Below are 14,399 nucleotides of genomic sequence, written 5' to 3' on the forward strand. Positions count from 1 at the left end.
TTTAGATGGGAATTTAATAAAGGAAATAGAGATAAAAAAATAGAGTGGATTTTAGATCCACTCTATTTTTTTAAAATGCAACATCTATAACATCTTGGAAATAATCAATAAAATGAACAGTGATACCATCTTTTAAGAAGTTTGGAAGCCTATCAAAATCTTTTTTATTTTCTTTAGGGAGAAGTAACTCTTTAATACCAACTCTTCTTGCTGCTATTGTTTTTTCTCTAACGCCACCAATAGGTAAGACCTTGCCTGTAAGAGTAAGTTCGCCAGTCATAGCAATACCTTTTTTTACAGGTTTATTAATAGCTAGAGAGAAAAGAGCAAGAGCCATAGTAACTCCAGCAGAAGGACCATCTTTAGGAGTAGCCCCTTCAGGAACATGCAGATGAACTTTATTTTTTTCAAAGAATTCTTTATTTTCTTTAGAGAAAGATTTACCGTTAGTTAAATAAGATCTAATATATGAATGTGCAATTTCAGCAGATTCTTTCATAACGTTCCCTAATTGACCTGTTAATTTAAATCCACTTTCTTTATTACTAATATTAACAGCTTCAATATATAATGTAACACCACCCATAGAAGTCCAAGCTAAACCTAAAGTTACTCCTGGAATTTCTTTTTGATAAAGTTCTTCAGTGGTAAAAATAGGAATTCCTAAATAATTTTCAATGTTTTTTTCGCTGATTTTTATTTTCTCTTTATTTCCTTCAGCAATTTTTAAATTTACTTTTCTCATAATTTTACGTATATTTTTTTCTAAAGTTCTAACACCAGCTTCTCTAGCGTATTTATCTATCATACTTTTAATAGAATTTTTACTAATAGATATTTCATTACTAGCCAAAGCATGAGCTTTTAATTGTTGAGGAATTAAATATTTTAATGCAATTTGCAATTTTTCTTCTAAAATATAACCTGAAAGATGAATAATTTCCATTCTGTCTAAAAGAGGTCTTGGAATAGTATCTAGTTGATTTGCTGTTGTTATAAATAGAATTTTAGAAAGATCATATCGTATATCAAGATAATGATCTAAAAAATCTTTATTTTGTTCAGGGTCTAAAACTTCAAGAAGAGCCGAAGCGGGATCTCCCCTAAAACTATTACCAATTTTATCAATTTCATCTATCATGATTACAGGGTTGGATTTTTTTACAAGTTTTAAAGCTTGTATTATTTTTCCAGGCATAGCTCCAATATAAGTTCTTCTATGACCTTTTATTTCAGCTTCATCAACCATACCTCCAACAGAAAATCTATAAAACTCTCTATTTAAAGAATCTGCTATAGATCTACCAATAGATGTTTTTCCAACACCAGGAGGGCCAACAAAACAAAGTATCGATCCATTAACATTTCCAGTTTTAGTAACTGTTCCAATAAATTCTAAAATGCTATTTTTGATATCTTGAAGGCCATAATGATCTCTGTCTAGAATATGTTTAGCTTTTTTAATGTCAATTTGATCCTTTGAAAATACTCCCCAAGGAAGTTCTACAATGGCTTCTAAATATGTACGAGCAACATGATACTCAGGAGAAGATTGATCAAGTAGAGACAATTTTTCCAATTGTTCATTAACTACATTTTCAGCTTCTTCAGATAGAGTTATATGACTTATTTTTTCATTGATTTTATCAATAACTGTTAATTTTTCATCTTTCTCCATTCCAAGTTCTTGTTTAATAAGTTTTAATTGTTCTTTTAAAAAGTATTCTTTTTGTTGGCTACTTACTTTATCCTCTATTTGTTTAGAAATTTTTGCTTGTAGTTGAGATATTTCTAACTCTTTTTTTAACATTGTTAAAAGCTTTTGAGAACGATTAACAATATCAAGTTCTTCTAAAAGTGACTGTAATTCATTAGCTTCAGCTTTAAGCATAGATGAAACAAAATCAATAAAAATTCCAGGATGATCATAAGAGGCCTGAGAAACAAGAAGCTTTAACTCTTCTTTTAAAATTGGATTTACTTCAAATATTTCTTTTAGTGATGTCATAATAGCAAGCATATATGCTTTTAGCTCTACAGAAGAGTTATCTGCTTCTTTATTATATTTTACTTTCCAGCAAATAGGAGAGGTTCCTTTAACTTCTTTTCGTTTTTCAAATCTTTCTATTCCAAAAACAATAGCTTGAGCAGATTCGTTGGTTAAATTTGTAACTTTATTAATTTTTATAACTGTTCCTATATTATATAATTCTGAATCAAAATAATTACTGTCATCAATTTCTTTTACAAACACTAACCCAACAAAGCCATTATAATTTTCTTCAGCATCTTTAAGTGTTTTTAAAAAATCTTCCCCAGTAAAAGCAATGGGAGTTAAAATATTTGGAAATATTGGTCTAATAACAAGAGGTAAAATAGGAATTTCCTCAGGTAATAAGTCTCTTAAACTTACAAGGTCAGTTACATTTGATTTGTTACTATTGGTCATAGAACCCCTCCTTTAAGTAATTTAATATTAAATTTCTTTTATAAAAATATTGTTTTCAATTTCTTTAAAATTAAGTTTTTTTAAGTAATTTTGATGAATTTTAAGATTGCTTTCTTGAATTATTTTTTTATAACCTAAATTTTTAAAAAATATTATATTGTCTATATATAGATAATTTCCAAATTTAAAGTCTCTATACTTTTCAGTAACATAATCAATTTTAATGGTAACCTCATCATTATTTTCATTCCAACCAATAATGCCAACAGTATCATTATTTCTAATTAAATAATAAAACTTATCTATTTCTAGAAAAGATAGTTTAGCAAAAAAATATTCAATATCATCATAATTTTTACGAATAAAAAAATTGAAATATTCACTATTGCAATCAGCTAAAACTAGATTAAAAGAATCTTTATTTTTTGATAAATTTTTTAAATAATAAAGATTTAATATAGATATGCCTAAGTTTAATAAAATAACAGAGATAGAGTTAATAAGAAAACCATATAAAATAAAGCAGAAACAACCAAAGGTATTGATCCATCTTAATTTTATAATAGACGTCATTGCTAAAGACAGAAAAATTACTAGAGAGGAAAAAATTCCAAAAATTTCTATGAAATTCATATAAACCTCCTTAATTATGTCTTCAATGTTATACCTTTTTTATTAAAGGAATCCTTTAATAAAAAAGGTATATAAAAAATAAAAAGAGGTGATAGAAGTGAAAAAAATAATTCTTGCAATATTTTTTTTAAATTGTTTCTTAGCATTTGGAGAGATAAAAGAAGCATATTTAGCTGGTGGTTGTTTTTGGTGTGTAGAAAGTGATTTAGAAAAAGTAAAGGGAGTTAAGGAGGTTATTTCTGGTTATTCTGGAGGACATGTTGAAAATCCAAGATATAAGGAGGTATCTTCAGGATCTACAGGTCATAGAGAATCTGTAAAAGTCATATATGATAATAAAGAGATCAATTATTCAACACTGATTTATTATTTTTTAAAGAAAATAGATCCAACAGATGATAAAGGTCAATTTGTAGATAGAGGATATCAGTATTCACCTACGATTTTTTATACAAATGAAAGAGAAGAAAAACTTGCTAAAAAAGTTTTAGAAAAAGTAAAAGAAGAAGGAAAGTTTAAAGAGATGAAAGTATCTTTAGAAAAATTTAAGAATTTTTATCCAGCAGAGGAATATCATCAAGATTATTATAAGAAAAATAGTTTGAAATATAAATTTTATAGATATAGATCAGGAAGAGATAAATTTTTAGAAAAGACTTGGGGAAAGTAAAATAAAAGAGCACATTACAAAGTAATGTGCTCTTACTATTTAAACAGATATCTGTTGAATTCATTGGTGGAGATGACGGGAATCGAACCCGTGTCCAAAATTGCAAGTGCCATAAGCTTCTACAAGCTTAGTTTGCTATTAGAATTCGCGATAGATATTCCCACAAACAGGGCTAACTAAAGCTATTCTCTTAAATGTCCCCAAAAGCTTAGAGAAATCACTTAGGGTAATCTGTACTTAGGTTACACCTAGACTGAACTCTCCTACAGAAGAGAAAGTTCAAAGGCGAGCTGACATTATGCAGCTAAAGCGTAATTATTGTTTCCATCTAAACGATGAGTTGACCTCTCACAGCGGTCAACCTGGCCTGCTACCTATAACCTCACAACCCTGTCGAAACCTTTGCATCCCCAATTATTCAATTAAGTTTATTATAGCATATAAAATTTTTAAACTCAACATCCTTTCATTAGATAAATTTTTTATATTCTTTATATGTTAGAATTCCCATTAGAAAACAAACAATAGTATCTGAAATTGGAAAAGCTAACCATACACCATTTTCTTTTAAAAATAAAGGAAGAATATAAACTAAAGGTATATTTAAAAGTAAAATTCTAATAAAAAAGAAATTTGTTGCTATTTTATTTCTTTTGATAGCTTGAAAAAAATTATTACAAGCTAGAAAAATAGCGGTGAAAATCATTAAGCATAAATTTAATCTCATGGCATGGACAGTAAACTTAACTAGTATAGGATCGTTTTTTATAAAAAATTTAACTACAAAATCTGCATGAACTAAAATTAAAAATACTAAAGAGCTAGAAATTCCAATAACAGTAAAAAGTTGAATTTTTAAAACCTCTTTTATTCGTTTTAAATTGTGGGAACCAAAACTATAAGATATAATAGCCGCAGTACCTTGGTTAAATCCCTGTAAGCTAGTATTAATAATACTTCTAGTTATAGAAATAATACCAATGGCAGCTGTTGCAATATCACCACCATAAAATCCAGCTTGTCTATTAGTAGAGGTTATAAGAGCTGATTGGAGAAGTTGATTGTAAAATCTAGGACTACCAATTTTAAATATATCTTTTAAAATATTTAGATTTAAATGTAGATATTTTTTTGAATATGTTATAACAGGTGATTTATAAAAATAAAAAACAACATATAGTCCAGTGAGAAAAGTAGCAATAAAAGTAGCAAGAGATGCTCCTTTAAGCCCCATATTAAGTTTAATTATAAAAATATAGTCAAGAATTATATTTATAACTCCTGTTGCAATATTAATTCCCATAGCAGAAACAGAATCTCCTACACCTCTAATTAAACTACTTTGTCCTAAGAACATTTGAAAAATAGAGATTGGTATTAAAAATTTAGTATATTCTTTAGCAAAGGAAAAATTGGTTTTTGAAGCTCCCAAAAGTGATAAAAGTGAATCATTAAAAATCCATAGAAAAAAAGAAAGAAAAAAACCTGTAATTATAATCCAAAGAAAGCCACAGGTTAAAATTTCTTGAGCATCTTCTGTTTTATTTTCTCCCAATTTAACACCAATATTAATAGCAATGCCAGAAAATAAAAAATTAAAACTATTAATAATCATAGCATAAGGAAAAACAAGAGCAACAGCTGCCATTCCTCCTCTTCCTGCTACTTGACCAATAAAATATCTATCTGTTAAAACACAAAGCATGCCAATGATAGAACCAAAAGATGAAGGTAAACTAAATTTTAAAATAGTAATTAAAGTATTTTCACCTTCAAACTTTAAGTTGATATTTTTCAAAGCATTCCCCCTTAAAATTTAAAATATAAAGTAAACGGAAAGGTAGTTTAAAATACTTCCTGTAAGAACGAAAAGATGCCAAATTCCATGAGTGAATCTACGATTTTTCATCATATAAAAAATAGTTCCTGCAGAATAGCTAATTCCACCAGCAATTAAAAGTTTTAAAGATATTGGTGTAACTAGTTCTTTTAAATCTCCAAAGACAAAAACAATCATCCATCCCATAAATAAATATATAAGAGTTGAAAGAAGTTTAAATCTTCCAGCAAAGAATATTTTAAAGATAACACCAAGTAAAGTCATTCCCCACTGTATGAAAAATAGAGTCCACTTAGTATTTCCTTGAAAAACACTTAAAAGGTACGGAGTATAAGAACCAGATATTAAAATATATATAGCAGAGTGATCTAGTATTTTAAATATATTTTTAGCCTTTCCATTATAAAGAATATGGTAAGTTCCTGACATTGCATATAATAAAACTAAAGAAAAACAGAAAACCATAGAACCAACAATATATCCAGTATTACCTATATGAAGAGAGTGCACCAATAGAGCACCAGTACCAATAAGTGATAAAACAACACCTATATAGTGAGTCATAGAGTTAATCCATTCTTCAATTCTATCAAGTAATGAGCTAGTCATAAAATCATCTCCTTAATTATTTTTTTTAAAATTTAAAATAAGTTCATCAAATTTAGGCTCTAACTGTCTAAGCTTAATACCACAAGAGCTTAAAAGTTTTTTAGATGCAATATTAGAATCAGTATTACAATATTTATCTGAAAGATAAATTATTTCAGATATTCCACTTTGAATTATGCTTTTAGCACATTCATTACATGGGAAAAGATCAACATAGATAGAACACCCTTTTAATGATTTAGTACTATTTAAAATGGCATTTAATTCAGCATGACAAACATATGCATACTTAGTATGTAAAAAATCGCCCTCTCTTTCCCAAGGGAAATCATCATCATCACATCCAGAAGGAAGTCCATTATATCCAACTCCAACTATTCTTTTATCTGGAGTAACAATACAAGCTCCAACTTGAGTTCCAGGATCTTTACTTCTATTGGCTGAGAGAATTGCAACTCCCATAAAATAATCATCCCAATCTATATAATTTGTTCTTTTTGACATAAATCCTCCTTAGTTAAAATTATTTTTTATGTTGTAAATATAAATCTGCTAGAGCAATAGCAGCACTATTTTCTAAAACAATAGGAACTCTTAATATAAAAGCAACATCATGTCTTCCTGAAATGTTTAATTTTTCAATTCTTTGATTTGAAAAATTAAAAGTTTCTTGAGCTTTAAAAATACTAGAGGTTGGTTTAACAGCTACATTAAGAGAAATAGGGTTTCCATTAGTAATTCCACCATTAATTCCACCATTATTATTTGATAAAGTAGTTCCTTTTTCATCAATAAAAAGATCATTAAATTCACTTCCTAAAAGTTTACAACCTTTAAAACCACTTCCAAATTCAATGCCTTTAATGCCAGGAATTGAAAAGATCATTGCTGAAAGTTTAGATTCCACAGATTCAAAAAATGGTTCTCCAAGTCCAATAGGTAAATTATGAACAGTTAGATTGATACAACCTCCTAAAGAATCACCATTATTTAAAGTTTCTTCTAAATAAGCACTAAGTTTTTCATTAAAAAATTCTTTTGATAGTGTTCCAATACTAGTAATTTTACAATTAAAAATAATATCTTTTAATATTTTTTTAGCAATAACGCCAGCAGAAACAAGGCCTAAAGTTAATCTTCCAGAAAAATGACCACCACCTCTCATATCATTAAAACCTAAATATTTTTTAGTAGCAGCAAAATCAGAATGCCCAGGTCTAGGATGATTAGAAAAATCTTTATAAACTTTAGAATTAGTATTTTTGTTTTGAAAAAAAATATTAATAGGGGATCCAGTGGAAAATCCATTGTAAATACCTGATAAAAATTTAGGATAATCATCTTCAATTCGTGAAGTAGTTCCTTTTTTTCCAGGTTTTCTTTTGGATAAATCTTCTAAAAAATCCTCTTCTGTAATAGGGATTCCACAAGGGACACCATCTATAAGAATTCCAATACCATCTCCATGAGATTCCCCATATATATGAACTCTAAAAAGAGAACCAAAACTATTCATAAAAACCTCCACTTTTTCTTTTATTTTATCATAAAAACAAAAAATAAAAAAGAAAAGCTCCCATATGGAAAATGAGAGCTTTAGTATCTTTAAATAGATTTTGTTTTTTTAGATAACCATTCTTTAGCTCTATTACTAATTAATGGAGAAACTTTTGTATAAACTGATTGATGATAAGAGTTAATCCAATTAATTTCATCAGAAGTTAATAAAGTCATATCTAAACAATCAATATCAATTGGAACTAATGTAAATGTTTCAAATTTAAAGAAATTACCATATTCAGTTGTTAAGTGAGGCATAACAACAACGGTATTTTCAGTTCTGATTCCATGAGAACCTTCTGTATATACACCAGGTTCTATAGTAATAAGCATTCCAGGTTTAAATTTAATATTTCTTTCTCTAAAGTTAGGTGGAGTTTCATGAACATTTAACATAAATCCAATACCGTGTCCAGTACCACATCTATAATCCATTCCTTTATTCCATAAAAACTGTCTACATAAGATATCTAAATCAGAACCAGTAGAACCATCTTTAAAAATAACAGATGAAAGGGCAATCACTCCCTTTAAAGCTAAAGTGAAATCATGCTTTTCTTGAGAAGTAGGAGTCCCTAGTGCAAAAGTTCTAGTTGTATCAGTAGTTCCTGTGAAATATTGACCACCACTATCATTTAAGAATAGTCTTTCTTTTTTTAATAGAGAAGAGTTATTTTCTTTAGGTGAATAGTGCATCATTGCAGCATTTTCACCATATGCCATAATAGCATTGAAACTTTCTTCAAAATAATTTTCTTGGATAGATCTAAAGTGTTGAATTTTTTTAACAGTATCAAATTCTGTGATAACTTCGTTGTTATCTAAAGCTTCGAAAAGCCAACCGTAAAACTCAGCATTAGCACAACCATCAGCAAGATATGCTTTATAGTTATTTTCAATTTCTATACTATTTTTACATGCTTTCATTAAAGCTACAGGATTTGAAGTAAGATTAAATGTAATCTCTTTATTATTTTCAATTTTTTTAAAAAGAGAGTAGTTTATTTCATTTTCATCACAAAGAATATTAAGATTATTTAAAGTAGATACAAAGTTAAAAACCTCATTATAATTTTGAATTTCAATACCATTATTTAATAGAGTTTTTTTAACATCTTCATTTATTCTAGAACTTTCAGTAAATAAAATTGCTTTATCTTTAGATATAAAAGCATATGATATAACAACAGGGTTACAAGGAATATCATTAGATCTAATGTTAAATAACCAAGATATATTATCTAATTTACCTAAAACTAAAGAATCACAATTTAAATTAGAAATTTTATTTCTAAGAGTTTCTATTTTATTTTTAGCTGATTCCCCTGAAAATTTTTCTTCTAAGTAGAAAACATTAGTATAGATCTCTTCAGGTCTATCTTTCCAAATATCATTTGCAAAATCAAAAGTATTAACTAAAGTAAAATTATTTAATTTGAAATCTTTTTCCATAGACTTTACAGAACTTAAAGAGAATAGTTTTCCATTAAATGCAATAGTGCTATTATCATTTAAGTTTTCTGATAAATATTTTGAAAAAGAGGGACACTCAGGTTCAGATGCACGGAATAAAATAGTCTCACTACCTTCTAATTCTTTTTCTCCTTGAACATAATATCTTCCGTCAACCCAAAGGCCACTCATACTTTTAGTTATAACTAAAGTACCAACTGATCCTGTAAATCCAGAAACAAATTGACGAGTTTTCCAGTGAGGAGAAAAATATTCACTCATATGAGGATCTCCACTTGGGATGATAAAGGCATCAATATTTTCAATATGCATAAGTTCTCTAATTCTTAAAATTTTATCATTTGTTGTCATAAAAAATTCCCCCTTGATTTTTATAATTCAATTAGTTCATGCGTAATCCAAGTTAAATTTTCATAGCCATTTTCTGTTATTAAAATTTGATCCTCTATTCTAACTCCACCCCAATTAGGAATATATATTCCTGGTTCAATAGTTCTAACACTGTTAATTTCAAGAATATCACTACTAGTTGGTCCCATAAAAGGAGGCTCATGCAAAGATAATCCAATACCATGTCCAATACCTTTATAATGATATTTTAAATATTCAGTATTTTTAATTGGAATAATAGATTCTTCATATATCTCTTTTAAAGAAATACCAGGTTTCATTTTAGAAAGAGATAATTCTAACATCTCTTTTTCTAAATTATATACTTCTTTTTGTTTTTCAGTAGGTTTTCCTACAATAACTGTTCTTGTCATGTCAGACATATAACCATTAACTTGGCAACCAAAATCCAAAAGAACAAAATCACCGTATTCTATAGCTTTAGAAGATGGAATGCCATGAAGCAGAGAAGTTCTTGTTCCAGATATAAGTATATTGCCGTAAGGTTGTGTATCAGCACCTTCTAAAACCATATACATAGATAGTTTAGCAGCAAGTTCTTTTTCTGTCACTCCAACTTTAATATCTTTAATAATTCTTTCGAAAGCTCTACATGTAATGTTACATGCTGCTCTAATATTTTGAATCTCTTCAGGAGATTTTATAATTCTGATATTTTCAATAATATCAATAGTTGGAATAAGATCAAAATTCACTTCTTTTTTAATATTTTCATATATATTGTAATTAATATAGTTAGATTCAAATGCTAAAGTAGTAATATCTATATTTTTGCATATTTCTTTAATGCATTCACCAATATTTTTAAAATTTTTCCAAAGAATTATTTCAAAATTTGGACATTCAATAGATGCTTGTTCTGTATATCTAGGATCAGTTAAGAAAAAACATTTTTCTTTTGTTATAAATAAAGAAGAATCTTCACCTGTATAGTTACTAATATATCTGACATTTTCACGTTTACCTATGAAAAAAGCATGGATATTATTTTCAGTCATATATCTTTGTAATTGTGTAACATTTTTCATAATATCCTCCATTTATTCTGCAGCAATTTTCATAATAGGTTTTCTAATTAGTAAAAGAGAAGCGCCAACAATTATAGTTATAAGACCACTAGCTAAGAAAAAAGTTGCCTCTTGACCTTGTGTATAAAAATTAATTGATAAAGATGCTACTCCAGCTCCTGTAGAAAGTCCAAGTTGCCAAACAGTAACCATTTGAGCAGTAAATGCCTTTGGAGAAACAGCTGTAGCAAAACCAAGACCAATAGGCGATGAAATTGATTCACCAAATATTAGAATAATGAAAAATATTAAAATCCAAAGTCCCATAATTTTTACATTTCCAGGGTATAAAATAATAGGAACGGCCATAAACATTGATGCTAGACCATAGAAAATAGTACCCATTCCAAATTTAGATGCAGTTGATGGTTGTTTGTTTCCAAGTTTTGTCCAAATAGAACCAGTTAAAGTTCCAAATAAAATAGAGAAAAAACTAGATATTGTAATCCAAGCTGCAGGTGCAAAAGATATTCCCATTAGTGAATTATTAACTCTTTCTTCTGCAAAAACAAGAAGAATAGAAACAGCTTGCCCCCAAATCATTAAAGTGAAACAGTTACAAACAAATAGAGCAGCAAATGGAATAATTTTCTTTTTTTCTTTTGGAGTAGTTTTTTTACTAGTTCCAATATATAAAAGATATCCAAAAGGTGCAAAAATACTTAAAACACTTACAAAATTAACAAAAGTTTTAGGAGTTAATCTTCCTTTAGCTAGTAAAAATACAACAATACTCATTAAGCTAATTAAAGTTCCGAAAGTTTTAAAAAGCATTTTCTTTTTTAATTCTGGTAAAACAGGATCATCTGGTAATATTCCTGTATCACCAAAATGTTTTTGAGAAAACAAATAAACAATTAATCCAATAAGAGAGGCTACAGCAGAAACTCCAAATCCTAAATAGTAAAGATTTCTAGCAGCAAATGCACCAGTAATCATAGGAGATATAACACCAACATTGTTCATAACATACATGATAGTAAATGCTCCGTCTCTTCTAGTTTCAGTAGGAGAGTACATTTTTCCAACCATTGCATATAAACTTTGACCTGCAAAAGCAGCAGCCATAATTAATAAACATTGATTAGCAACATAGAAAGTAACTCCACCATTAGGAATTGCTAACATGAAGAATCCTAAAGTTTTTAGAATCCATCCAATAAGTAGTGATTTTCTAAGACCTAAAAAACGATCAGCAACATATGCTCCAACAACACCAGCAATAGTAGCCATAGCAGTATATATACTTGTTAATTGAGCAGCTAAACCTTTTTCAAAACCAAGTCCACCCTCTTGTAAAGTAGCATATAAAAAATAAACAAGAATAGCACTCATACCATAACCTGAAAAAGCAGTCATAGCTTGCATAGTTGAAGTAGTTCCAACTCCCATAGGATGTCCTAGAAATTTAGTATCTGTTGAAAAGTCCTTTTTATTACCGTTAGACATTGTAACACTCTCCTATAAAATTATTTAATTTGATTTTATTAAAGTTTCCAATTAATCTTTGTAAGAACAACAGTAGTCAGCAAAAGAATCTATAATAACATTAAAACTTGTATTTTCTGGAACAATGAATGATGTTCCTTGAATAAAGTTAGAATATTCTGTTTCACCTTGTAACTTAATTTTCATTTCTCCATTTAAAACTTCCATCAACTCTTCAACACCAGCATTAAAAAGATATTCTCCTTTAAGCATAAATCCAAGTGTTTTTCTTTCACCAGTATTTAGATGGATTGTTCTACTACTAACATTTCCATCAAAATAAAAATTAGCCTTTTTCTCAATACTTTTAACATTTGAAAACATAATTCCCCCCATATATCTTTAATTACATTTGTTTAGCTTTTTCAACACAAGCATCCATAGCTTCAATAATACTACTTCTAAAACCTGTTTTCTCAAGTGTTCTAACTGCTTGTATAGTTGTTCCGCCAGGGGAACAAACCATATCTTTTAAAGCTCCAGGATGCATATTTGTTTCAAGTAACATTTTAGCACTTCCTAAAAGGGCTTGAGCTGCAAACTTATAAGCTTTATCTCTAGGTAAACCGTTCATAACAGCTCCGTCCGCCATAGCTTCAATCATCATAAATACATAAGCAGGTGAACTTCCACTAACTGAAATAACAGCATTAATTAAATTTTCAGTAATAACTTCTACTAATCCGCAACTTTCAAAAAGAGAACAAGTAAATTTCAACTCTTCTTCAGTGACATTACTATTTTTACAAATAGCAGTAACTCCTGCTCCTACCATGGCTGGAGTATTTGGCATAGTACGAATTATTTTAGTGTTTAATGTAAATAGATTTTCTAAATCAGCAATAGTTTTTCCAGGTGCTAAAGTAATAATTACTGATTCTTCAGTTAAAAACTCTTTTATTTCTGAAATAACAGATGTATAAAATTGAGGTTTAACAGCAAGAACAATATATTTTGATGATTTAACCACTTCTTTATTATCAGAAGTAATATTAATATTTAATTCTTTATGAGTTTTTTCAAGAGCTGGGAAATATGCATCAGATGCAATAACATCTTGAGGTGAGACAGTTTCCGAAGAAACCATCCCGTTAATTAAGGCTTTAGCCATATTTCCACAACCAATAAATCCAATTTTCATTTGTAACCATCCTTATAATATTTATTTAATTAAAATTTTGTTCAGTTCTTTCAATTATTTCATCTTGTAGAGATTTACTAAGATTTCTAAAATGATCACTGTATCCAGCAACTCTAACAATAAGATCTTTGTATTCTTGAGGATTTTTTTGAGCTTTAATAAGAGTTTCTCTATCAATTACATTAAATTGAATATGGTGTCCATCCATATCAAAATATGATCTAATTAAGTTAGCCATATGGTTAAGACCTTCTTCTCCAGCAACAACATTCGGAGTAAACTTTTGATTTAATAGAGTTCCACCAGTACTTAAATGATCCATTTTAGCAGCTGATTTAACAACAGCAGTAGGACCTTTTGTATCTCCACCTTTAGAAGGAGAGATGCCTTCAGAAAGAGGTTTCCCAGCAAGTCTACCATCAGCACTAGCAAGCATTATTTCTCCAAAATAAACATGACATGTTGTTGGAAGCATATTTATTCTATAGCTTCCTCCTTTCATATTAGGTTTTCCATTAACGTAATTTTTAAAGTGATTAAAAATATCAATCATAATTTCATCAGCAAAGTCATCATCATTACCATATTTTGGAGTTTTATTTGAAACAAAATTATGAATAATAGCATTATTTTCAAAATTATTTTCAATAGAATTTACTAATTCATCCATTGTGAAAATATCTTTATCGAAAACATTGTATTTAATTGCTGAAAGAGAGTCAGTAATAGTTCCGATTCCTACTCCTTGTACATAGTTAATATTGTATCTTGCTCCTCCAGCATTATAATCCTTTCCTGTTGAAATACAATCATTTGTTATAACAGATAAAAAAGGAACAGGCATGTATTCAGCATAAATTTTTTCAATAATATTACTACCTTTAAGTTTTATATCAATAAAATATTCAACTTGTTTTTTAAATGCATTTAATAAATCATCGTAAGATTTAAAATCCTTTGCAAACCCTAGTTCAAGTCCAAGTTGTTTTTGACTAATTTTATCAAAACCATTAAATAGAGTTAATTCTAAAATTTTAGGTAAATTAAAGTATCCTGTT

Annotated in this window: 13 protein-coding genes and 1 other RNA gene; 1 reads left to right on the forward strand and 13 read right to left on the reverse strand. The window is 28.5% G+C overall.

All coding sequences use genetic code 11. The features are described from left to right. Positions 1-70: 70 nt before the first annotated feature. Together lon and Q0V09_RS02765 are read right to left on the reverse strand one after the other, a co-directional pair. On the reverse strand, positions 71-2,449 hold the full coding sequence (lon, locus tag Q0V09_RS02760; RefSeq protein ID WP_297406129.1) for an endopeptidase La: 2,379 nt from the start codon (positions 2,447-2,449) through the stop codon (positions 71-73). Positions 2,450-2,476: 27 nt separating this feature from the next. After that, positions 2,477-3,082, reverse strand: coding sequence for a hypothetical protein (locus tag Q0V09_RS02765; RefSeq protein ID WP_297487058.1), 606 nt, complete (start codon positions 3,080-3,082; stop codon positions 2,477-2,479). 97 nt (positions 3,083-3,179) lie between these two features. Between Q0V09_RS02765 and msrA the strand changes: the two genes are divergently transcribed. After that, positions 3,180-3,752: a peptide-methionine (S)-S-oxide reductase MsrA gene (msrA, locus tag Q0V09_RS02770; RefSeq protein WP_297406127.1), complete on the forward strand. Its 573-nt coding sequence runs from the start codon at positions 3,180-3,182 to the stop codon at positions 3,750-3,752. Between the two features lie 64 nt (positions 3,753-3,816). Here msrA and ssrA read toward each other — a convergent pair. The 11 genes from ssrA to Q0V09_RS02825 form a co-directional block, all read right to left on the reverse strand. Continuing rightward, positions 3,817-4,164: a transfer-messenger RNA gene (gene ssrA / locus Q0V09_RS02775) on the reverse strand. A gap of 57 nt (positions 4,165-4,221) precedes the next feature. Then, positions 4,222-5,550, reverse strand: a complete 1,329-nt coding sequence (locus tag Q0V09_RS02780) for an MATE family efflux transporter (protein WP_297406126.1) — start codon at positions 5,548-5,550, stop codon at positions 4,222-4,224. Between the two features lie 18 nt (positions 5,551-5,568). Beyond that, positions 5,569-6,201 (reverse strand): hemolysin III family protein, encoded by a 633-nt coding sequence (locus tag Q0V09_RS02785; protein ID WP_297406125.1) that lies wholly within the window; start codon positions 6,199-6,201, stop codon positions 5,569-5,571. A 12-nt stretch (positions 6,202-6,213) separates the two neighbouring features. Continuing rightward, positions 6,214-6,705 carry a dCMP deaminase family protein gene (locus Q0V09_RS02790; RefSeq protein ID WP_297406124.1) on the reverse strand — a complete coding sequence of 164 codons (492 nt, stop codon included), beginning with the start codon at positions 6,703-6,705 and terminating at the stop codon, positions 6,214-6,216. Positions 6,706-6,724: 19 nt separating this feature from the next. After that, positions 6,725-7,717, reverse strand: a complete 993-nt coding sequence (locus tag Q0V09_RS02795) for a chorismate synthase (RefSeq protein WP_297406123.1) — start codon at positions 7,715-7,717, stop codon at positions 6,725-6,727. A gap of 89 nt (positions 7,718-7,806) precedes the next feature. Then, positions 7,807-9,585 (reverse strand): aminopeptidase P family N-terminal domain-containing protein, encoded by a 1,779-nt coding sequence (locus Q0V09_RS02800; protein ID WP_297406122.1) that lies wholly within the window; start codon positions 9,583-9,585, stop codon positions 7,807-7,809. A gap of 20 nt (positions 9,586-9,605) precedes the next feature. Beyond that, positions 9,606-10,673, reverse strand: a complete 1,068-nt coding sequence (locus Q0V09_RS02805; RefSeq protein WP_297487062.1) for a Xaa-Pro peptidase family protein — start codon at positions 10,671-10,673, stop codon at positions 9,606-9,608. 12 nt (positions 10,674-10,685) lie between these two features. Next, positions 10,686-12,161, reverse strand: a complete 1,476-nt coding sequence (locus Q0V09_RS02810) for a peptide MFS transporter (RefSeq protein ID WP_297407843.1) — start codon at positions 12,159-12,161, stop codon at positions 10,686-10,688. A 51-nt stretch (positions 12,162-12,212) separates the two neighbouring features. Then, entirely contained in the window at positions 12,213-12,524 is a 312-nt protein-coding gene (locus Q0V09_RS02815; protein WP_297407841.1) for a pyrimidine/purine nucleoside phosphorylase, read from the reverse strand. Positions 12,525-12,546: 22 nt separating this feature from the next. Continuing rightward, entirely contained in the window at positions 12,547-13,341 is a 795-nt protein-coding gene (proC, locus tag Q0V09_RS02820; RefSeq protein ID WP_297487065.1) for a pyrroline-5-carboxylate reductase, read from the reverse strand. A 25-nt stretch (positions 13,342-13,366) separates the two neighbouring features. Next, a partial coding sequence (locus Q0V09_RS02825) for a pyruvate formate lyase family protein (protein ID WP_297487069.1) occupies positions 13,367-14,399 on the reverse strand: 1,033 nt, incomplete at its 5' end.

It is taken from the genome of uncultured Cetobacterium sp., from assembly GCF_947039425.1.
Taxonomy (GTDB): Bacteria; Fusobacteriota; Fusobacteriia; order Fusobacteriales; family Fusobacteriaceae; genus Cetobacterium_A.

Coding starts and splice junctions, on each gene's coding strand:
- lon (WP_297406129.1), bottom strand. CDS start 2,449: ATGACCAATAGTAACAAATCAAATGTAACTGACCTTGTAAGTTTAAGA.
- Q0V09_RS02765 (WP_297487058.1), bottom strand. CDS start 3,082: ATGAATTTCATAGAAATTTTTGGAATTTTTTCCTCTCTAGTAATTTTT.
- Q0V09_RS02785 (WP_297406125.1), bottom strand. CDS start 6,201: ATGACTAGCTCATTACTTGATAGAATTGAAGAATGGATTAACTCTATG.
- Q0V09_RS02790 (WP_297406124.1), bottom strand. CDS start 6,705: ATGTCAAAAAGAACAAATTATATAGATTGGGATGATTATTTTATGGGA.
- Q0V09_RS02795 (WP_297406123.1), bottom strand. CDS start 7,717: ATGAATAGTTTTGGTTCTCTTTTTAGAGTTCATATATATGGGGAATCT.
- Q0V09_RS02800 (WP_297406122.1), bottom strand. CDS start 9,585: ATGACAACAAATGATAAAATTTTAAGAATTAGAGAACTTATGCATATT.
- Q0V09_RS02805 (WP_297487062.1), bottom strand. CDS start 10,673: ATGAAAAATGTTACACAATTACAAAGATATATGACTGAAAATAATATC.
- Q0V09_RS02810 (WP_297407843.1), bottom strand. CDS start 12,161: ATGTCTAACGGTAATAAAAAGGACTTTTCAACAGATACTAAATTTCTA.
- Q0V09_RS02815 (WP_297407841.1), bottom strand. CDS start 12,524: ATGTTTTCAAATGTTAAAAGTATTGAGAAAAAGGCTAATTTTTATTTT.
- proC (WP_297487065.1), bottom strand. CDS start 13,341: ATGAAAATTGGATTTATTGGTTGTGGAAATATGGCTAAAGCCTTAATT.